The organism is Pseudonocardia charpentierae (genome assembly GCF_031845345.1).
Lineage (GTDB): Bacteria > Actinomycetota > Actinomycetes > Mycobacteriales > Pseudonocardiaceae > Pseudonocardia > Pseudonocardia charpentierae.
This window is the reverse complement of record NZ_JAVREJ010000002.1, coordinates 171,123-190,491: the sequence shown is the minus strand read 5'-3', so window position 1 is coordinate 190,491 and position 19,369 is coordinate 171,123. Positions and strand designations below refer to the sequence as shown.

The following is a 19,369-nucleotide window of genomic DNA, read 5'->3' as shown; positions in this document are numbered from 1 at the left end:
CGTCGGACCGACCGCCGACGGTGGCCCCATGACACACCTCATTCCCCTCTCCCCATGGGACTCCTATCGGGCGCTGGGCCCGATCCGCGACGTCTACTCCCACCTGCTCGTGGCGGCGGCGCGCTGGCAGGACGGCCGGGAGCGCCGCACCGATCCCGACCACTTCACGCTGATCTGCGTCGCGTCCGACGCCGGGTTCGTCCGCGAGGTCTCCCCCACCCGCTGGACCCGCACAGCCATGGACAAATTCTGGGCTGTCTACCACGTGCTGCGCTGCGACGTGCCGAACTGGTGCTCGTTGCACGGCTGCCTCTGGCCCGTCGACCTCGCCGAGGCCCGAGGGAATTCCATGGGGTGGCAGTGGTTCGACTTCCTCACCGAGACAGACCGGCTGGACGGCGCGAGCGATCCCCTGGCGGAGCTGCGCAAGCCGCTGCTGTGCTACGGCGGGCTGGACCGGCACGGCCGGCTGCGAGGAGAGGACGCGCCGGCACCGGTCGAGTGCGAGTGCCACCTGCCCTACCGGGAGACCGTCCAGCTGCTGAACCGGCTGGGGCAGCAGTGCGAGTACCACGGGCGGAGCCCGCTGGACGTGCTGCGGGCGTTCGTCGGCGACGGGCCGCGGCATCCGGACCCGGCCGAGCTCGAGACCCTGCGCACCGAACTGCGCGACGACCTGCGCGACATCCTGCGCGACATTGAGCAGGGCGGGATCAGCGGGTTTCCGTACCCGCCCGACGATCCGTCGCCGGACGATCCGCCGTGGCGGTGAGCCCGACGCGGTGCACGTGGGCGATCCGCACGTCGTCGGGGCGTCGGTCGAGCCGCACGAGCAGGTGGCGGGCGGCGAGGCGCTCGGCCACGCCCTCGCCCCACTCGACGGCGACGACGGCGCCGTCGAGGTCGGTGTCGAGGTCGAGGTCGTCGAGCTCGGCGGCGACGTCGCCGACGGTGCCGAGCCGGTAGGCGTCGACGTGCACCAGCGGCACGCCTGCGCCGCCGGGCAGCGGCCGGTGCTCGCGGGCGATGACGAACGTGGGCGACGTGACGGGCCCGGCGACACCGAGTCCGCGGGCCAGGCCGCGCACCAGGGCGGTCTTGCCCGCACCCAGCGGTCCGGAGAGCACGACCAGGTCGCCCGCGCGCAGGTCGGCAGCGAGCCGCTCGCCGAGGGCCTCGGTGTCGGCGGTGTCGGGCAGCTCGAGCGGGGTGTCCAGCGGCACCGGGTCGACGTCGACGGTGCTCATGCTCGCCTCCAGGTGGGCAGGTGCTCCGCGGAGCGGGCGATCAGGTCGGCCAGCGCGGCGTCGATCACTTCGGGCTGCTCCAGCATCGGCATATGTCCGACACCGGGCAGCCGTACCAGGGTCGCGCCGGGCAGCTCGGCGGCGATGACCTCGCTGTGCCGAAACGGGATCAGCGCGTCCGCGTCCCCCGCCGCGACCAGCACCTCGCAGCCGGCGAGTGCCGGGAGGGCGGCGATGCGGTTGTGGGTGCCGAGGGTGTCGACGAAGTCGGTCAGCGCGTCCACGGCGTTCGCGCTGATCATCGAGTCGACGAGGTCGACGCGCGCGGGGTCGATGCGGCGGTCGCCGTAGGAGAACCGCCGGGTCAGCGACCAGATCAGGTCGTGCCCGACCCGCCGGGCACCCTCGACGAGAAGCGGCTGCCAGCTCGCGACGAGGCCCAGCCCGCGAGTGAAGGGATTGCGGCGCGACAGGAACGTGCCGGGCAGCCCGCGGCTCCCGACCTCCGCCGCGGACGTCGCGAGGAAGGCGACCCCGAGCACCCGCTCCGCGAAGAACTCCGGCTGCTGCTCGGCGAGCGCCATGATCGTCATGCCGCCCATCGAGTGGCCCACGAGCACGAGGGGGCCGTCGGGCGCCAGCGCCCGCAGCACGGCGGCGAGGTCGTGGCCGAGCTGGTCGATCGTGCAGCTCGCCCGGGGCGCCCGCTCGGAGCGGCCGTGGCTGCGCTGGTCGTAGATCACCTGACGGAGGACCGGGTCTGGGAGGTCGGCCAGGAACCGGCGCTGGAAGTGCCAGGTGCGCCGGTCGAGCGCAAACCCGTGCACGAGCACGACGGTGAGATCGGCGGGCACGCCCGGCGGGGGTTCGATCTCCTCGCAGGAGAGCCGCACGCCGTCGTCCGCCGTCACCGACGACGGCGTGCCGGCGGGCAGCGCCCCGGTGTCGTCGGCCCCGGTCGACATCTGGGTGGCCAGCGTGTGCCGGTCGACGGCGTCGCGGTGACGCCGTCGGGCGGCGAGGCTGACCGCCGCGCCGGTGGCGGCCGCACCGGCCAGTCCACCGGCCACGCCGACGGCCTGCCAGGCCCGTCTGTACGTCATGCCCGCCTTCCTGCGGTCGCATCGTCGCCGTCGACGACGGTGCGGCGTACCCGCGCGCCGTGCACGCCCGTCACGACCTCGTAGTGGATGGTGCCGAGCTCGTCCGCCCAGTCCTGTGCGGTCGGCTCGCCCGCGTCCCCCGGCCCGAACAGCACCGCGCGATCGCCCACCGCCACCGCGTCGCCGCCTCCCGGGCCGCAGTCGACGACCACCTGGTCCATGCACACCCGCCCCACGACCGGGCGCAGCCGGCCGCCGAGCAGCACCTGCATCCGGCCGCCGAAGTTCAGTCGCCGAGGCACACCGTCGGCGTACCCGATCGGGACGAGCGCGAGCGTGGTGTCCGTCGCAGCCGTCCACTCGTGCCCGTAGGAGACGCCTTCACCGGCCGGGATGCGCTTGACCAGCACCACCCGCGCGGCCAGCGTCATGGCCGGGCGCAGCGGGCTCTGCCCGACGGGGCGTCCCAGCGGGTCCAGGCCGTACACCGCGATCCCGGGGCGGACGAGGTCGAAGTGCAGGTCGGGCCGGGTCAGCGTGGCCGCGGCGTTGGCCAGGTGCCGGATCGGCGCGAGGCCGCGGTCGACCGCGGCCCGCCACGCCGCGTTCAGCCGCGCGGCCTGGACGTCGAGCATCGGATGCCCGGGGGTGTCGGCGTGGGCGAGGTGCGACCACACCGCCACGACCTCGCACTCCCCTTCGGCTGCGGCCTTCGCCGCGGCGTCGACGAGCTCCGGCCAGTCGGCCGCCACGGCGCCGTTGCGGCTCAGCCCGGTGTCAGCCTTGAGGTGCACCCGCGCCGCTCGGCCGGCCCGGCGTGCGCCGTCGCACACGGCGGCCAGGTGCGCCCGCGACGCGACGGACAGGTCGATCCCCGCGGCGACGGCGGGCGCGAAGTCCTCGTCGGGCAGGTGCAGCCACGACAGCAATGGCGCGGTGATGCCCGCCCCGCGCAGCGCCATGGCCTCGTCGAGAGTGCAGACGCCGAGCCAGGTCGCCCCCGCGTCGAGCGCCGCGTGGGCGACCGGGACCGCCCCGTGGCCGTACCCGTCGGCCTTCACCACGGCCATCACCGCGGCGCCGGGGGCCGTGGCGGCGCGAAGCACCCGGACGTTGTGCCGCACCGCGGCGACGTCGACCCTCGCCTCGATCCGGGCCGCGGCGCCGGACGCGGGGCGGAGGTCGGCCATACCGCCATCTTCCCATCCGGCCGACGGCAGCCGTGCCGGCCGGGCGGCGCGCACTGCGCACCGGTTCAGGGGTCAGTGCCGGACGGACCGGATCGCCGCGGTGATCGCGTGCTGGATCGCCGACGAGGGGGCAGGCGCACCGTCCGCCGCCAGCTCGGCCGCCCGGGCGTGCAGGAACGCTCCGCAGCCCGCCGCCCACCACGGCTCGAGCCCGGCGGCCAGGAGTGCTCCGACGATCCCGGTCAGCACGTCGCCGGAACCCGCCGTGGCCGCCCACGACGTCGTCGACGGGTGCACGAGCGTCCGGCCGTCCGGGTCCGCGACCACCGTGGCGTTGCCCTTGAGGAGCACGGTCACCCCGAGCGCCGCCGCGGCCCGCCGCGCGGCACCGATCCGGTCCGCACCGACCTCGCCCGCGACCCGGGCGAACTCCCGGTCGTGAGGGGTGATCAGCACGGGCCGGCCGGCGACCCTGCTCCGCAGGTCCGCGTGCAGGCCCAGCAGGGTGACGCCGTCGGCGTCGACGCACACGGGGACGTCACGGTCCAGCACGGCCTCGAGCAGCGCCCGGCCCGCGTCGTCGGTCCCGATGCCGGGCCCGACCGCCCACGACTGGGTGCGCCCGGCGTCGGCGACGTCGTCCGTGGCGATGATCTCGGGCCAGCGGGCGCGGACCGGGTCGGCGGCCGTCCCGGCGTAGCGCACCATGCCGCTGGTCGCGAGCACGGCCGCACCCGAGGCCAGCACGGCCGCACCCGGATAGGTCGCCGATCCGGCCGCCACGCCGGTGACGCCCTGGGTGTACTTGTCGTCCGTCGGGCCGGGTATCGGCCAGCGCGCCGCCACGTCCGCCTCGCCGAGGACGACCGCATGCGGCTCCGGCAGCTCCGGCCCGAGCCCGATGTCGACCAGCTCCACGGAACCGCACCAGTGCGCGGCGAGCACGTGCACGGGCTTGAGCGCACCGAAGGTGACGGTCGCGGCCGCGGTGACGGCGGGCCCGTCGACCGCTCCTGTGTCGGGGTCGACGCCGCTGGGCGAGTCGACGGCCAGCACCGGGGTCGAGAGGCGCTCCGCGACGCCGACGAGCTCGGCCGCGGCCGGACGCAACGGCCCGCGGCCGGAGAGGCCGACGATGCCGTCGAGCACGAGGTCCGCCCGCGCGATCGCGGCGGCGCCGTCGGGCCCGTCCGCGACGATCCGGCCCCCCGCCCTGCGCAGCGCGGCGAGACCCTCCTCGTGGGCCCGCTGCGGATCGAGGAGCACTGCGGTGACCCCGACGCCCCGACGGCGCAGCTCCGCCCCGGCCCACAGGGCGTCGCCGCCGTTGTCCCCGGCTCCCACGAGGAGCGCGACGCGCCGTCCGCCGCGGTCGGCCAGCATCCGCCGGGCGACGACGGCGAGCCCGAAGGCGGCACGACGCATCAGGGCGCCCGGCGGGACCCGTGCCAGCACCACCTGCTCAGCGGCGCGCACCTGCTCGGCGGTGAAGACCTTATGCATCCCGGGACGTTAGCGCGACGGTGTGGTCGTGGGGGTCTTGTCCACCTGGATGTCGAACTTGACGTCCGTGCCCTGCACGCTCGTGACGGTCACCGTCACGCCGTAGGTGTCGGCCCCCGCCCGGAGCACGCACCGCTGCGACGCCCCGACCGTCGCCGTCAGGTCCGGGCAGCTGACCTCGTCGACCTGCTTGTCCTCGGCCTTGAGCTGGAGGAGGACGCTCTGCGCGACGGACTTCCCGTCGACCACTCCGGTGCCTGCGGTCGACGGCGGCACGGTGGTCGGCACGGTGGTCGGCACGGTGGTCGGCACGGTGGTCGGTGTACTGACCGTCGTTTCGGCGGCGGCGGGGCCGCCGACACGTTCGATCATGAAGTTGATCGTGCTGCCGGAGACGGAGGTGACCGTGACCTTGACGTCGAACGCCTCGGCACCCTTCGTCGCCGTGCACACGATCGACTGACCCGGCTCGCCCTTCAGGTCGGTCGGGCAGTCCGAGGTGTCGGTGCCGAGCTGGCTCTTGATCTGCTCCTCGACGCTGTCGTCGGTGGCGACGCGCCCGCACGCCGTGAGGGCGACCGCTGTGAACACGCCGGTGAGCACCGCCACCAACCGACCCGACCCGCTCATGTAGGACCCGCCTGCTCGATGGAGTAGTCGATTTTGCCGCCGTCCACCGAGGTGGTCCGGACCGTCCAGCGCGAATCACCCTCGGGGCCGGACAGTGTGCACCCGACGGTCGCCCCCACCTGCGGCGGCAGGTCGTCCACGCAGCTCGCGGTGCCCGCGGGCACGCCGGCCTGCTGGAGCATCTGCGCCACCGACCGCTCGAGCACATCCTTCATGACGGGCCGCGCCTCGGTGTGCACGTCGTAGGTCACGGTGCCGGCGTCGACCGCCAGGATCTTCGCGACCGCGTCGACCGGCTGGCCGCCGACCGTGAACGTGCACCGCACCGACGCGCCGACCTCGGCCCGAAGATCGTTCGGGCAGCGCAGGTCGTCGGCCTGCACGCCGTGGCGCCCGAGCTCCGTGCGCAGTGTCGTCACGACGTCGTCGTCGTCGAGCTCGGCGCTCGAGCACCCTCCGAGGAGGCTCGCGAGCAGAACGACCGCGGCGGTACGACGCCAGGACGGACCGATCCGGAGCGCCATCGGTTCTCCCAGGTCTCAAGGTCCGCAGTCTTCTCGGCATCGCTGGCGCGCCGATCATCGTTACCGCAGGTGGCGCGGCTCGGGCGAGATCACGCCGACCACGCTGGGCCGGGTGTGATCGTCGGCGGTACGGTGCAGCGCTGTGAGCCCCACCAGCGCGTTCGCCCGGCCGCCCGAGGTGAGGAGCGCGCGCGAGGCGGTGTCGCGGCTCGCCGACAAGGGGCCGCACGAGGTGCTGCGCGGCGACCTCGGCATGGTCGGGGTGCCCGGAGTGGTGTTCGCACCGACCGAGGGGCTGGGGCTGCCCGCGGTCGCGTTCGGGCACGACTGGCTCCAGCCCGTGGGGCGCTACGCCGAGCTGCTGCGCCACCTCGCCTCGTGGGGGATCGTCGTCGCCGCACCGGACAGCCAGCGGGGTGCGTTGCCCAGCCACGCCCGGTTCGCCGCGGATCTCCGTACGGCGCTGGAGGTGTGCGTCGGCGTCCGCCTGGGCGACGGCAGGATCAGCGTCGACGGTCGGCGTACCGCGCTCGTCGGCCACGGGATCGGTGGAGGCGCCGCGCTGCTGGCCGCCGCGGACACGCCGCGGCTGGCCGCGGTCGTCACCATCGCCGTCGCACAGACCCGGCCCTCCGCGCTCGACGCCGCGCGGCGGGCCACCGTGCCGGCCCTGCACATCGCCGCAGGGCGCGACACCGTCGCGCCCTCGGCCGGGCACGCGGAGCCGATCGCCGCGGCGGCGGGCGGCCCCGTCTGGCTGCGCACGCTGCGCAAGGCCGAGCACACGGGCTTCCTCGACGGGCGGCACTGGAGCGACATGCTGCTCACGGGCAGCCCCAGCGCGAAGACACGACAGCTGACCCGCGCGCTGGTCACGGCCTTCCTGTTGCACCATCTCGTCGGCGAGGACCGCGGCGACGTGCTGGTGGAGGGCAAGGTCAAGGGCACCGAGCTGATCACCCGCTCCTGAGTCCGGCCGCGGTCACCCGCCCGGAGGGTCGTCCAGACGCGGGATCCGGACGCCGCGCTCGTCGTCGGCGCGGCGGGCCGCGATGCCGCCGAGGCGCGGTCCCGCGGCCGCGGGACCGATCGGCTCATCCGTCGCCCGCTCCACGGCCTGTCCCAGCCGTACCGCCGCGTCGGCGTCGTCCGCAAGGGTGTGCCGCAGCACCTGGAGCCGCTCGCTCCACCCCCGGCCGTGGGCGTCCGGCCAGCCGGCGGCGAGCCGCCGCGCGAGATCTCCGACCTCTGCTCCAGCGGCATCGAGTGCCGCCGCGAAAGCGCTCGACCAGTCGCGGGCCCGCTGCAGCTCCGGCCGCCCGGAGGACGTCACCGGTCGGCGACGGTCAGCGACCGCACCGCGTGCGACTCCGCCGCCTCCAGCTCGGCCAGGGCGATCCCGAGCGCGTCGTGCAGCTCGGTGACCTCCCGGACCGCCCGATCGGCGGCGGCGAGCAGCCGGTCGTGCTCCGCGGCCAGCCCCGCGCCGCCCGGAACCGCCGAGAGCGCGGACAGGTCCGCCGGATCCAGCCCGTCCGGCCGCAGCGCATCGAGCAACGCGCGGGCCGATACCCGGGCGGAGCGGAGCGCGGCGAGGTCGACGTGCAGGTCGTGGGGCACCGCTCGATGGTGCACCACGTCGCCGGCGCGGCGTGGTCGTTCGGGGAGATCTACCGGTCAGCTCGCCGCGACGACGGCGCTCAGCTCCGCCACGGCCGCACGGGCCTCGTCGATCGTCGGGGCCTCCGCCATCACCCGCACCAGCTGCTCGGTGCCCGAAGGCCGGAGCAGCACCCGGCCGGTGTCGCCCAGGCGTGCCTCGACGGCGGCGACCGCATCGCGGACGACCGGCGACGCGGCCACGGCGGCCTTATCGGCGACGCGGACGTTCTCCAACACCTGCGGGAGGACCGTCACGACGCCCGCGAGGTCGGCGAGGCTCTTGCCGGTCTTCGCCATGCGCGCCATCACGCGCAGCGCGGTCAGCAGTCCGTCGCCGGTGGTGGCGTAGGCGGGCAGGACGACGTGCCCGGACTGCTCGCCGCCGAGCGAGTACCCGCCCGCGCGCAGCTCTTCGAGGACGTACCGGTCGCCCACCTGGGTGGCCAGCATCCTGATGCCGTGCTCGCGCATCGCCAGGTGCAGGCCGAGATTGCTCATGACCGTGGCGACCAGCGTGTCGTCGACGAGCTCGCCCGTCTCGTGCATGGCGACCGCCAGCACCGCCATGATCTGGTCGCCGTCGACGGCGCGGCCGTCCGCATCGACGGCGAGGCAGCGGTCGGCGTCGCCGTCGTGGGCGATGCCGATGTCCGCGCCGTGCGCACGGACGGCCTCGCGCAGCGGACCGAGGTGGGTCGAGCCCACACCGTCGTTGATGTTGAGACCGTCCGGGTCGGCGTGCAGGGCGACGACGTCCGCGCCGGCACGCGCGTAACAGTCGGGGGCGACGGCCGAAGCGGCGCCGTAGGCGCAGTCGACCACCACGCGCAACCCGGCCAACGGCTGCGGGGTGCTCGCCAGCAGGTGCGCCAGGTAGCGCGATCCGGCGTCCGGCAGGTCGCGCACGCGTCCGACGCCCGCACCGGTGGGGCGGGCGAACGGTGCTTCCAGCCCCTGCTCGACCGCGTCTTCCATGGTGTCGGGCAGCTTGTGCCCGCCTGCCGCGAACAACTTGATGCCGTTGTCCGGCATCTCGTTGTGCGACGCGGAGATCATCACGCCCAGGTCGGCGCCGAGAGTGTCGACGAGATGGGCGACCGCCGGAGTGGGCAGAACACCCACACGCACGGCGTCCGCACCGGCGGAGGCGAGCCCGGCGACGACCGCCGCCTCGAGCATCTCTCCGCTGGCGCGGGGGTCGCGACCGACCACCGCGATCGGGCGGTGGGTGCGGTCGCGTTCTGCGAGCACGCGCGCCGCCGAGGCGGCCAACGACAGAGCGAGCTCAGGAGTGAGCAGCTCACCGTTGGCCAGCCCGCGGACGCCGTCCGTGCCGAACAGCCGTGCCACGCCTGCGATCAGCGCTTGCTGTACTGCGGCGCCTTGCGCGCCTTCTTCAGGCCGTACTTCTTGCGCTCGGTTGCACGGGAGTCGCGGGTGAGGAAGCCGGCGCGCTTGAGCGACGGGCGGTCCTCGGCGTCGACCTCGATGAGGGCGCGGGCGATGGCCAGGCGCAGCGCACCGGCCTGGCCGGAGGTTCCGCCGCCCTGCAGATTCGCGAAGATGTCGAACCGCTCGGTCTTGTCGACCGTGACGAGAGGCTCCCGGATGAGCTGCTGGTGCAGCTTGTTCGGGAAGTAGGTCTCGAGGCTCTTGCCGTTCAGCGTGAACTTGCCGGTGCCGGGCATCAGGCGGACCCGGACGATGGCCTCCTTGCGGCGGCCGACGGTCTGCACGGGACGCTCGGTGAAGACCACGGGGATCTCGGCGGCGTTGCCGACCTCGGCCTCGTAGTCGTCGTCGGCCGCATCGGCGAGGTCGAGCGCCTCGGCCTCGACAGCGGCCTCCTCGACGGCCTCGATGGCCTCGATCGCGGGCTCGGGGGTGGTCACGGGCTGTCCCTCTTCCGGGTACTCGGTGCTGGTCGGCTCGGTCACTGCGCGACCTGGGTGATCTGGTAGTCGACGGGCTTCTGGGCCGTGTGCGGGTGCGCCGGACCGGCGTACACCTTGAGCTTCTTGCTCATCGCACGGCCGAGCCGGTTCTTCGGGAGCATGCCCTTGATGGCCTTCTCGACCAGCCGGTCCGGGTGCTTCTCGATCATCTCGCCGACCGAGCGCTTGCGCAGACCGCCCGGGTAGCCACTGTGCCGGTAGACGAACTCGTTCTCGCGCTTGCTCTGCGCGACGGCGATCTTCTCCGCGTTCACGATGACCACGAAGTCGCCGGTATCCATATGCGGCGCATAGGTGGGCTTGTGCTTGCCACGCAGGAGCGTGGCGGCCTGCGAGGCGAGCCGGCCGAGCACCACGTCCGTGGCGTCGATCACGTGCCAGGCGCGGGTGATATCGCCGGGCTTGGGGCTGTACGTGGGCACGGATCTACCTCGTCGTTCTCGGCTCGTGTGCTGCCTGTCGCTGCGGCCGGTTTGGGGCGGGAGGCCCCGGGCGGGCGCGCGGGCCGCGGTTGGGTCGCGGCCGCGAGTCGCCACTCGCCGCACATCGAATATCGAGGGTACCCGCCGCCGACGGGCGACTTCAAATCACCCCCCTGGCGGGGGACATCGCGCTCTCGGCCCGGCCGTCCGGGACCCTCATCCCGACCGCCAGAGGTTCGCGTTGGCGGTCTCCGCGGCGCGGTAACCCGCCTCCGCCTGTCCGAGCGCGCGGCCGACGTCGCCGAGCACGCGGACGAGGTCCGCCGCCGCGACGTCCCACTGCCGTTGGCGGCCCCGGTACTCCTGCGCGGCCTGCCCTTGCCAGGTCGACGCGAGCGGGACGACCGCGCCGCGCAGGTCGTCGAGCCGCCCCGAGATCCGCGCCGCCGTGCCCACGACGTCCGTACGGGCCGCCTCCAGCGCCGCGAACGCCACCTTGATCTCACCCATCGATCGCTCCTTCTCTGCCCGCGCTCAGCCCAGAGCCGCGCGGATCGCCGACAGCCCGGTGTACTGGGCCTCTTCCTGCTGCTGATAGGTGCGGCCCGAGCCCTGGATCGCCTCACCGATGGCGCGCAGCGCCTCGCTCAGCGCACGGGCGTCGGCGTCCCACCGCACCATCAGAGCGCTGAAGGTGCTGGCCGCCTCGCCCACCCACGCGCCCTGCAGCGGCGCCAGCTGCCCCCGCAGTGCGGCGAGGTCGGCCTGCACCTCCGCGTCGACGTCGAGCACGTGCCTGCCGGCGCGGGCCATCTCCTCGACCGTCGTGCCGAACCCGGCCGCTCCCGCTCCGCCGATGTCCTGTCCGTCCGCCATGTCGTCTCCCGATCCCCTGCTGCCCCGTGCTGCTGCCGACTGCCGTCCGATGAACGGTGGCAGCACGGCCGGCGTCCGCGTGGGCTTATCGGGAAACCGTGTGCATCTGCGAACGCCGCCGGTCCCCGGCGATCACACCGTGCGGTGGAGCGACCCGACGACCGTCGCGCACGCCCTCGCCACCACGGCGGCGTGGGCGGCGGTGTGCCGGCAGCCGACGCTCACCTGCGCGTCGCCGTCGAGCAGCACGTACCAGTCGACCTCGGTGGGGTCCGCGCTCGGCCCGTTGCCGTCCGTCCCACCGGGGCCACCGGTCTCGCGGTACGTCACGACCGGCCGGCCCCCGAAGCGGGCGTCGGCGTCGAACCCGGACAGCGCCGCGCCCACCGACACCGTCCGGTCGAACTCGGTCCGCAGCTCGGCGCGGGCGCGCTGCGGCTCGGCGTCGGCGTCGTACCCGAGCGGTGTGCGCTCGACGGAGATGAGGTCGCTGCCGTCCGGCGCGCCGAGGGGCGTCAACAGGCTGCGCCGCCGTTCCGGCAGTCCACCCGTGTGGGCCCACCCTGCCGGCAGCCGCACGGCGTAGCCGTACTGGACGAGATCGCCACCGTCGGCGGCCGGGGCGGGGCCGGTCGCCGGCAACGCGGTGCCCGCCGCGTGCAGTCCTGCGACGGCGACGCCTGCCGTAACCCCGACGGCCATCGCCCGGAGCAGACGGTGCCGGGGCCGAGCCACAGGTGGAAGCCAGAACGCCTCGGGCGGGCCGCCGGAGGATGCGGACGGCGCGGTCGACCGGGAGTCGGGCGGTGCTCCCGCAGGCAGGCGCGGTGGCAGACGCAGCGCACCCACCACCGCGGCGCTGTCCGGGTGCGGGATCACGCGCACGTCGGGAACCCCCGCCGCGTCGAGCAGCTCGGCGAGCAGCGGCGACCGGGCGACTCCGCCGATCAGCAGCACCGGCGGCGGTACCGGCCCGGCGCCTTCCGTCAGCGCACGGACGGCATCGACGATTCCGGCCATCGACGGGGTCAGTGCGTCACGGAGCGCGAGAGCGTCGAGTTCGACCGGCGGATGCCCGACCTCGACCGCCGGCTGCAGGGACAACGTCTCGCGGGCGGCGTGCGCCTCGGCCGGGCCGACGGTTCCGCGGACGCCCTGCTCGGTACCGATGAGACCGATGAGCTCCGCGGTGACGGCGTCGAGCACCGCGCCCCCGACCGGGACCCGACTCGCCGCCACGATCCGGCCACCAGCGAGGTGCACCACGTCGGTGCCGCGGTGGCCGCAATCGACGACCACGGCGTCGGGCACCGGGCGATCGGGGTCGCCGGTCGCCGCGGCGTCGACGGATCCGAGCGCCGCGACCGCCGCCGGAACGAACCGCACGACGGCCGCTGTCGTGGCCGGCACCACCGGCAGCGCGCCCAGGCCGTGCACGACGAGGAGCTCGTCGGCAGGCCGGTCGAGCAGTGCGGTGTACCCGGCGAGGTCCGGACCGGACGGACCGGTCTCCGGTACCGGCAGCTCGGCGAGCAGCCGCGGCCGCGGATCCGCGATCGCCACCCGCAGCCGTGCGGTGCCGAGCTGGACCGCCACCCGGTTCACGGAGGCACCGGTTCCGGTTCGGGCTCGGGCGGGATCCAGGCGAGCTGGACATGGCGGTCGCCGCGACGGCGGTCGACGAGCGTGGCCCGGCCCGGTGGCAGCGGCCGGGGTCTGACGGTCCCGAGCAGCATGCCCTCGTCCGGGCTGCCGTTCATCACCAAACCGAGGACCGCGAGCTCCCGCAGCCTGCCGAGCACCGGGTCGAACAGCGCTCGTGCCGCTCCGCCGCAACGCCGGGCGAGTACCACGTGCAGCCCGACGTCCTTGGCCTGCGGCAAGAACTCGACGAGCGGCAGCAGCGGGTTGGCCGTGCTCCCGCCCGCCGGGGCGACGAGGTCGTAGTCGTCGACGAGCACGACGACCTCGGGGCCGCTCCACCAGTTCCGCGCGCGCAACTCGCGCGGGCCGACGTCGGCGCCGGGGAGCCGGGCGCGCAACGACGCCGCGACGTCCCGGGTGGCCTCCGCCGCGGCGTCGGCCGTACCGGCGTAGGCGATCAGGTGCGACGCGGGGACCGCTCCGAGCAGGCCCCGGCGGTAGTCGACGACCACGATCCGCAGCTCGTCCGGCGCGTACCGCCCGACGAGGCCACGCACGAGCACCCGGAGCAGCGTGGTCTTGCCGCTCTCGGCGTCGGCGAAGCAGAGCAGGTGCGGGTCGGCGGCGAGGTCCACACCGACCGGAGCGAGACCCTCCTCGTCGACGCCGATCGGGACGCCGACGAGCTCGTGGTCCGGACCGTCGGCGCGGACGTCGTCCAGACGGACGAGGTCCGGGAGCAGCGACACCGGCGGGAACGGGCTGCCGGTCCACGCGCCGCCGACCGCGGCCACGAGCCCGCCGGTGTCGCCGTCGCCCTCCGCAGGGGCACGGGCCGACAACCACGGTGCGGCGACCACCATCGGCGCGCCGTTCGCGTCCAACCCGTGGCCCGGCCGTGCAGGCACGGCGGCGGCGCGCCGCCGGTCGATCTCGGACTCGGCCGGCTCGCCCAGTCGCAGCTCGATGCGGCTTCCGAGAAGGTCCTTGACCGCGGGCCGCAGCTCGCTCCACCGGTTCGCCGACACCACGAGGTGCAGGCCGTAGGAGAGTCCCTGGGCCGCGAGTGGCAGCAGCGCCGCCTCCAGGTCGTCGAACTCGCCGCGCAGCACCAGGTAGCCGTCGACCACGAGCAGGACGTCCGTCGCCGGCTCGTCCGGGAACTCGCCTGCGGCGCGGCGGGCCCGGAACTCCTCGATCGAGGCGACGCCCGCGGCCCGGAAGAGCCGTTCGCGTCGGACCAGCGCCGCCGTGAGCTCGGCGACGACACGGCGCGCGACGTCCGGGTGCTGGCGGTCGGTGATCGTGCCGACGTGCGGCAGGCCCGCCAGCACTCTCATGCCACCGCCGCCGAAGTCCAGGACGTGCACGCCGAGCTCGGCCGGGGTGTGGGTCAGCGCGAGTGCCAGCAGCACCGTCCGCAGCGCCGCCGACTTGCCCGCCCGCGGGCCGCCGACCACCACGACGTGGCCGGCTGCATCCGTGAGGTCGACCGTCCGGAGCTCGTGGCGTTGCAGGTACGGCCGGTCGACCACACCGACGGGAACACGCAGGCCGCCGCAGGGCACCGGGGCCACGAGGCCCCGCCCCGGTCGGACGACGGGCCTGCCGAGCAGCTCGTCGAGCGGTGGTGGCGCGTCGAGCGGAGGCAACCACACACGGTGCGCAGGCGGTCCGTGTCCGGCCATCGCGGTGATCATCGCGTCCAGCACCGTGGGACCGCCCGCCTCGCCGGGAAGCGGTCCGGGGGCGGGCGCGGCACCCACCGGCCCGACGCGGAAGCGGTGTGCCCGGCGGGGCGGGGCGGGCCCCCCGACGTCCGCGGTGGTGGGAGCCGGACCGGAGACGTACGCGGCCCGGAACCGCACCAGCTCGCCGGTACCCGTGGACAGGAACGCGGATCCGGGCGCGGACGGCAGCTGGTGCGCGTCCGGGACCCCCAGCACTGCGCGCGACTCGGCGGCCGAGAACGTGCGCAGCGCGATGCGGTAGGACAGGTGCGAGTCCAGGCCGCGGAGCCGGCCCTCGTCCAGCCGTTGCGACGCCAGCAGCAGGTGCATGCCCAGCGACCGGCCCAGCCGCCCGATCGTGCCCAGGAGCTCGATGAGCTCCGGCCGCTGCGCGAGCAGCTCGGAGAACTCGTCGACGACCACGAGCAGCGCCGGCAACGGCGGCAGGTCGCTGCCCGCGGTGCGGCGCACCGCCGCGTACTCCGCCGTTCCCGTCAGGTTCCCCGCGGCGCGCAGCAGCTCCTGCCGCCGGGTGAGCTCGCCCTCCAGGGCGTCCGCCATGCGGTCGACGAGCGGCAGTTCGTCGGCCAGGTTCGTGATCACGGCGGACACGTGCGGCAGGGCGGCGAGGCCGAGGAAGGTCGCCCCGCCCTTGAAGTCGACGAGCACGAGGTTCAGATCGGCCGACGAGTGCGTGGCCACCAGGCCGAGGACCAACGTCCGGAGGAGTTCGCTCTTGCCCGAGCCGGTGGCCCCGATGCAGAGGCCGTGCGGACCGCTGCCGCCCTCGGCGGACTCCTTGAGGTCCAGCGCCACCGGCGCGCCCGCCTCGTCGACGCCGACCGGTACGCGCAACCGGTCCGCGGCACGGCGGCCGTGGCGCGCACGCAGAGCGCCGACGGCGGCGGAGGTGATCGCCCCACGACGCGCACCGGGCCCCGGAGGGTCCAGCCCGAGCAGCTCGGGGAGGCCGGCCGCCGTGGCCGGGCCGGCGGTGGAGCCCGAACCGGCGGGCCGGTACCGGGCGAGGCGACGGGCCAGCGCCGACGCCTCCGCGGCGGAGAACACGTCCGGCCGCCCGACGGCCGCGGCGGTTCCTGCACCGTCCACCCACGAGAGTTCGGCCGGACCGACGAGGAGGCGCACCACCGCAGGTGTGGGCCGCCGACCGGGCGGGGCACCGACGCGGAGCACCGTCGTCCCCGCGACGGCGGCCCACGAGCCGGGGCCGGCCGCGTCGTCGACGACCACGAGCAGGTGCGGCTCCCCCGGCCCGCCTCCCGGCGTCCGGCCGGCGAGCGCGGCCTCCCACCACCGCCGGACGTCGTCCACCTCCGCCGTGACCATCCGCACCGGGCCGACGGCGTCGACGGCCCGCGGGTGGCCGACGTGCGGCAGCCACTTGACCCACTCCCACTCCGGCGCCAGGTAGGGCGGCGCCACGACCGCGAGCAGCGCGTCGGCCGGGCCGTGCCAGAGCACGTACTGCGCCACCAGTGCGCGGGCCAGCGCACGGACGTGTCCGGGCTCGGCCCCCGGTGCGGGCTCGAGCCAGATCGCGGAGGTGCCGCGGAGCGACAGCGCGACCGGCAACTCGGGGACCACCGCGTGCGCGCGCAGGAAGCGGCGCAGGGCGAGGGCCGTGACCGGCTCGAGCCCCTCGACGGGGCCGGTCTGCGGGGCGATCAGCGTGGTCGCCAACCGCTGTGCACCGGTGCCCACGCGCAACAGGCCGAAGTCGGGGTCCGCACTCCGGCGCTCCCACAACCGGCCCGACGCGACGACCACGGGCCACGCCGCGGGATCTGGGTGAACGTGCTCGAGGGCCGCCCGTTGCTCGGTGGCGATCGCCCGGACGCGCCGCCGGGTCGTGGCCAGGTAGCGCAGGTAGTCGCGCCGCTCCTCGTCCACCGCCGCCTGCCGCTGGCCGGCGCTGCGTCCGCCGCCGCCGACGAGCAGCATCCCGACGGTCGACAGCGCGAACATGCCGCCGAAGAGGATCGACGAGGGTTCCCGCGGTCCCAGGGCGACGAAGGCGACCGAGCCCACGAGCATCACCGCCGGGAGCAACCGGGCGAGGAGCCCGGCGGGAACCGGCCGCTCGGGCTCGGGGGGCGGCTCGAGAGCCAGCTCGCCGCCCGGCATGCGCGGGACGACACGCGGCGGCCGCGGCACCTCGACCGTGCTCATCGCACTCCCCCGAGTTCAGCGAAACGGCCCCGTACGGGCCCTCGGCGCGGCGATAGTAGGCAGTTGTACCGACATTTCGTGGCCGTTCCGGGGAACCGTCGGCGGCCCCCGTCGATGTCCGGGAAGACGATCTGCGAGGAGGCTCCGTGCCCGCGCCGCCCGCCTACTGCCGGCTGACCGTGCTCGCCCCGGGCACCCGCGCCGACGTCGCCGTGCCCGCCGACGTGCCGGCCGCCGAGCTGGTGCCGATGCTGATGGAGCTGTTCGGCCGGCACGGCGATTCCGCGCGGCCCGAGCCGTGGCGGCTCACGGGCGCGACCGGCGGCGTGCTGCCTCCGGACGCCACGCTGGACGAACTCGGCGTCGTCGACGGGGAGCTGCTGCGCCTCGGACCGATGGCTCCGCCCCCGCCGCCCGTGGTGTTCGACGACCCGGTCGACGCGCTGGCGGCGCTCACCGCATCCGATGCGGAGCCCGCTCGGCAGCGACGGGCCGCGGTCGTCCTGGCCGGCGTCGTCCCGGCCGCTGCACTGGTGCTGGGCGGAGCCGGCGACGGACCCGCGCCGTACGCCTGGGGCGCGCTCGCCCTCGGCGGGCTGGGGGCGACCGCGGCGATCGTCCGGGCCGCACAGCTCGGCCGGGACACGGCCGTTCGGGAATCCAGCGCATCGCCGACGGCAGCGCTGCTGCCGGCCCTGTGTGCGGTGCCGCCGGCCGCTTCGGCCGGCTGGGTCGCCGCACCCGGACCGTCCGACGTCGCCCGGCTGCTGCTCGCCGTGGTAGCCGCCGGAACGGCTGCCGCGCTCGCACAGGTCGCCGTGCGCACGGCCCGGTCCGCACTCATCGGCATCGTTCTGGCCGCCGTACTGACCGCCGCGGCCGCCGTCGCCCGCCTGTGGTTCGACGTGCCCACGCACGCGATCGCCGCCCTCACCGCCGCAGCCGTGGTCTCGGCGGTACCGCTCCTGCCCCGGCTCACGCTGCGCCTGGCCGGCCTGCCCCGGCCCGCCGTCCCCACCGACGCGACCGATCTCGTCGCCGCGGACACGGGCCGGGACCTGCTGCCGCCCGCCGACCTGGCTACCCGCGCCCGCCTCGCCCGGGCCGTGCTCGCCGGGCTGTCCGGCGGCTGCGCCGTGGTCGCCGCCGTGGCCGCACCGGTCGTGGCCGCGGACGGGCGGTCCGGCTGGGCGGGCCCGGTGCTGGCTGCGGTCGTCGCGGCGGTGCTGCTCCTGCGCGCCCGCGGGTACGCCGACCCGCCGACGGCGTGGGTACACCTCGTCGCCGGTACGGCGACCGCAACGGTCCTGGTGGCTTCGGCCGCGCTCGCGACCGGTCCGGTCGGCCGACTGGGTGGCGCACTCGCACTGCTCGGGGGCGCGGCGGGGGTCGTCGTCGCGGTCGGCCGGGCACCGGACGTCGCCTCGCCGGTGCTCCGCCGCGCCGTCGACATCACCGAAGGCCTCCTCACCGTCGTCGCGGTCCCGCTGGCACTCGCCGCCGCGGGCGTCTTCGCCCTGGTCCGCGGGCTGTGAGCGGCGTAGCGGCGGTCGTCGCGATGCTGACCTTGCTCGCCCCGGTTCCCACACCCGGTGCGTCGTCGGTCAGGTGCCAGCCTCCGGCGGCCGCCGCCGAGCGCGCCGGACCCGGTCCTGCCGAGCGGCTGTGCCTGCCCGCGGTACACACCGTGGCCACCGGACGCGGACAGCGGATCGCCGTGATCGACACGGGGGTGGCGCCACACTCCCGGCTCGCGGGGCGGCTCGTCGGACTGGGCGACGCCCTCGCCGGCGGCACCGGGCTCGACGACTGCGACGGCCACGGCACCGCGGTGGCCGGGCTGATCGGCGCCGCTGCCGACTCGCGCGACGGCTTCGTCGGGGTCGCCCCGGACGCCCGGATCCTCGCCGTCCGGCAGTTCAGCCCGACGGTGGCCGGCGCCGACGGCCACCCGGCGGGCGACCTCGGTTCCCTGGCTGCGGCGGTGCGACGGTCGGTCGAGGCCGGCGCCACCGTCGTGAACATCTCGGGCGCGGTGTGTCTGCCCGCCGAGCGGGCCGCGGTCGACGGTGCGGCGGTGCATTCGGCACTCCGGGCGGCCGCTGCCGCGGACGTGGTGGTCGTGGCGGCGGCGGGCAACCTGGACAGCGGCGGTTGTGCCGCGGACCGGCCCGACCTGGTCTCCCTGCCCGGCTGGGACGACGACGTGCTGACCGTCGGCGCTGTCGGCCCGGACGACCGCCCGGCGCGGTTCACGATGCCGGGCCCGTGGGTCGACGTGGCCGCGCCCGGCACGGACGTGCGCTCGTTGACCGCCGGCGGAGGAACCGGGCCACTGCTCGACGGCACCAGCTTCGCCGCCCCACTCGTCGCCGGGCTCGCCGCGCTGATCCGCGAGCACCACCCCGGCCTCAGCGCGCGCGAGGTCACGAACCGCATCACCGCGACGGCCCGGCGTCCACCGGCCGGCCGCGACGACGCGGTCGGATCCGGAGTCGTCGACCTGGTCGCTGCATTGACCAGTGAGCCCGCGTCGCTCAGCTCCCCCACACCCGGCGTGACGTCCGAGCTCGCCAGGCCCGCGCCGGCGACGCCGAGGGCCGGGTGGCCACTCGCCGCGCTGGCGACGCTGCTGACGATCGCGACGGCGACGACGGGTGTGCTGCGGCGCCACCCCCGCACGCCGCCCTGAC

19 protein-coding genes are annotated in these 19,369 nt (G+C 75.4%); 4 read left to right on the top strand and 15 right to left on the bottom strand.

Features of this window, described 5'->3' with window-relative positions; all coding sequences use genetic code 11:
• The first annotated feature begins 28 nt into the window (after positions 1-28).
• Complete coding sequence (locus RM445_RS03940; protein WP_311554595.1) at positions 29-772, top strand: hypothetical protein; 744 nt, start codon at positions 29-31, stop codon at positions 770-772.
• Here RM445_RS03940 and tsaE read toward each other — a convergent pair.
• The 6 genes from tsaE to RM445_RS03910 form a co-directional block, all read right to left on the bottom strand.
• Positions 714-1,247: a tRNA (adenosine(37)-N6)-threonylcarbamoyltransferase complex ATPase subunit type 1 TsaE gene (gene tsaE, locus RM445_RS03935; RefSeq protein ID WP_311554594.1), complete on the bottom strand. Its 534-nt coding sequence runs from the start codon at positions 1,245-1,247 to the stop codon at positions 714-716. The genes RM445_RS03940 and tsaE overlap by 59 nt on opposite strands.
• On the bottom strand, positions 1,244-2,350 hold the full coding sequence (locus tag RM445_RS03930) for an alpha/beta fold hydrolase (protein ID WP_311554593.1): 1,107 nt from the start codon (positions 2,348-2,350) through the stop codon (positions 1,244-1,246). Before RM445_RS03930 ends, tsaE begins: the two co-directional genes overlap by 4 nt.
• Positions 2,347-3,540, bottom strand: coding sequence for an alanine racemase (alr, locus tag RM445_RS03925; protein ID WP_311554592.1), 1,194 nt, complete (start codon positions 3,538-3,540; stop codon positions 2,347-2,349). Before alr ends, RM445_RS03930 begins: the two co-directional genes overlap by 4 nt.
• A gap of 72 nt (positions 3,541-3,612) precedes the next feature.
• Entirely contained in the window at positions 3,613-5,043 is a 1,431-nt protein-coding gene (locus RM445_RS03920; protein ID WP_311554591.1) for an NAD(P)H-hydrate dehydratase, read from the bottom strand.
• Positions 5,044-5,052: 9 nt separating this feature from the next.
• The gene (locus RM445_RS03915) at positions 5,053-5,673 is read right to left on the bottom strand and encodes a DUF4333 domain-containing protein (RefSeq protein ID WP_311554590.1); all 621 of its coding nucleotides are present in this window, start codon (positions 5,671-5,673) and stop codon (positions 5,053-5,055) included.
• Positions 5,670-6,197, bottom strand: a complete 528-nt coding sequence (locus tag RM445_RS03910) for a DUF4333 domain-containing protein (RefSeq protein ID WP_311554589.1) — start codon at positions 6,195-6,197, stop codon at positions 5,670-5,672. The genes RM445_RS03915 and RM445_RS03910 overlap by 4 nt, the downstream gene beginning before the upstream one ends.
• A gap of 142 nt (positions 6,198-6,339) precedes the next feature.
• Between RM445_RS03910 and RM445_RS03905 the strand changes: the two genes are divergently transcribed.
• Positions 6,340-7,167, top strand: a complete 828-nt coding sequence (locus tag RM445_RS03905) for a dienelactone hydrolase family protein (RefSeq protein ID WP_311554588.1) — start codon at positions 6,340-6,342, stop codon at positions 7,165-7,167.
• Positions 7,168-7,179: 12 nt separating this feature from the next.
• Here RM445_RS03905 and RM445_RS03900 read toward each other — a convergent pair whose 3' ends face one another.
• From RM445_RS03900 to eccCa, 9 genes are all read right to left on the bottom strand, one after another.
• Positions 7,180-7,530: a hypothetical protein gene (locus tag RM445_RS03900; RefSeq protein WP_311554587.1), complete on the bottom strand. Its 351-nt coding sequence runs from the start codon at positions 7,528-7,530 to the stop codon at positions 7,180-7,182.
• On the bottom strand, positions 7,527-7,817 hold the full coding sequence (locus RM445_RS03895) for a hypothetical protein (protein ID WP_311554586.1): 291 nt from the start codon (positions 7,815-7,817) through the stop codon (positions 7,527-7,529). Before RM445_RS03895 ends, RM445_RS03900 begins: the two co-directional genes overlap by 4 nt.
• Positions 7,818-7,874: 57 nt before the next feature.
• On the bottom strand, positions 7,875-9,209 hold the full coding sequence (gene glmM / locus RM445_RS03890) for a phosphoglucosamine mutase (RefSeq protein WP_311554585.1): 1,335 nt from the start codon (positions 9,207-9,209) through the stop codon (positions 7,875-7,877).
• A gap of 8 nt (positions 9,210-9,217) precedes the next feature.
• A complete protein-coding gene (gene rpsI, locus RM445_RS03885; protein WP_397469219.1) occupies positions 9,218-9,796 on the bottom strand; it encodes a 30S ribosomal protein S9 in 579 nt (192 codons plus the stop codon).
• Complete coding sequence (gene rplM / locus RM445_RS03880) at positions 9,793-10,236, bottom strand: 50S ribosomal protein L13 (protein ID WP_311554583.1); 444 nt, start codon at positions 10,234-10,236, stop codon at positions 9,793-9,795. The genes rpsI and rplM overlap by 4 nt, the downstream gene beginning before the upstream one ends.
• A gap of 216 nt (positions 10,237-10,452) precedes the next feature.
• Positions 10,453-10,746: a WXG100 family type VII secretion target gene (locus RM445_RS03875; protein ID WP_311554581.1), complete on the bottom strand. Its 294-nt coding sequence runs from the start codon at positions 10,744-10,746 to the stop codon at positions 10,453-10,455.
• 24 nt (positions 10,747-10,770) lie between these two features.
• The gene (locus RM445_RS03870; RefSeq protein ID WP_311554580.1) at positions 10,771-11,112 is read right to left on the bottom strand and encodes a WXG100 family type VII secretion target; all 342 of its coding nucleotides are present in this window, start codon (positions 11,110-11,112) and stop codon (positions 10,771-10,773) included.
• 132 nt (positions 11,113-11,244) lie between these two features.
• Positions 11,245-12,717, bottom strand: coding sequence for a type VII secretion-associated protein (locus RM445_RS03865; RefSeq protein WP_311554579.1), 1,473 nt, complete (start codon positions 12,715-12,717; stop codon positions 11,245-11,247).
• Positions 12,714-16,676, bottom strand: coding sequence for a type VII secretion protein EccCa (gene eccCa / locus RM445_RS03860; RefSeq protein ID WP_311554578.1), 3,963 nt, complete (start codon positions 16,674-16,676; stop codon positions 12,714-12,716). Before eccCa ends, RM445_RS03865 begins: the two co-directional genes overlap by 4 nt.
• A 146-nt stretch (positions 16,677-16,822) precedes the next feature.
• On the opposite strand from eccCa, the gene eccD reads away from it, so the two are divergent.
• Both eccD and mycP read left to right on the top strand, forming a co-directional pair.
• A complete protein-coding gene (gene eccD / locus RM445_RS03855) occupies positions 16,823-18,211 on the top strand; it encodes a type VII secretion integral membrane protein EccD (RefSeq protein WP_311554577.1) in 1,389 nt (462 codons plus the stop codon).
• Complete coding sequence (mycP, locus tag RM445_RS03850) at positions 18,208-19,368, top strand: type VII secretion-associated serine protease mycosin (protein WP_311554576.1); 1,161 nt, start codon at positions 18,208-18,210, stop codon at positions 19,366-19,368. The genes eccD and mycP overlap by 4 nt, the downstream gene beginning before the upstream one ends.
• The last annotated feature ends 1 nt before the right edge of the window (position 19,369 follow it).

Bases quoted from the DNA above. Each gene is read 5' to 3' on its own strand.
- RM445_RS03940 (WP_311554595.1), top strand. From the start codon at position 29: ATGACACACCTCATTCCCCTCTCCCCATGGGACTCCTATCGGGCGCTG.
- tsaE (WP_311554594.1), bottom strand. From the start codon at position 1,247: ATGAGCACCGTCGACGTCGACCCGGTGCCGCTGGACACCCCGCTCGAG.
- RM445_RS03930 (WP_311554593.1), bottom strand. From the start codon at position 2,350: ATGACGTACAGACGGGCCTGGCAGGCCGTCGGCGTGGCCGGTGGACTG.
- alr (WP_311554592.1), bottom strand. From the start codon at position 3,540: ATGGCCGACCTCCGCCCCGCGTCCGGCGCCGCGGCCCGGATCGAGGCG.
- RM445_RS03920 (WP_311554591.1), bottom strand. From the start codon at position 5,043: ATGCATAAGGTCTTCACCGCCGAGCAGGTGCGCGCCGCTGAGCAGGTG.
- RM445_RS03915 (WP_311554590.1), bottom strand. From the start codon at position 5,673: ATGAGCGGGTCGGGTCGGTTGGTGGCGGTGCTCACCGGCGTGTTCACA.
- RM445_RS03910 (WP_311554589.1), bottom strand. From the start codon at position 6,197: ATGGCGCTCCGGATCGGTCCGTCCTGGCGTCGTACCGCCGCGGTCGTT.
- RM445_RS03875 (WP_311554581.1), bottom strand. From the start codon at position 10,746: ATGGGTGAGATCAAGGTGGCGTTCGCGGCGCTGGAGGCGGCCCGTACG.
- RM445_RS03870 (WP_311554580.1), bottom strand. From the start codon at position 11,112: ATGGCGGACGGACAGGACATCGGCGGAGCGGGAGCGGCCGGGTTCGGC.
- eccCa (WP_311554578.1), bottom strand. From the start codon at position 16,676: ATGAGCACGGTCGAGGTGCCGCGGCCGCCGCGTGTCGTCCCGCGCATG.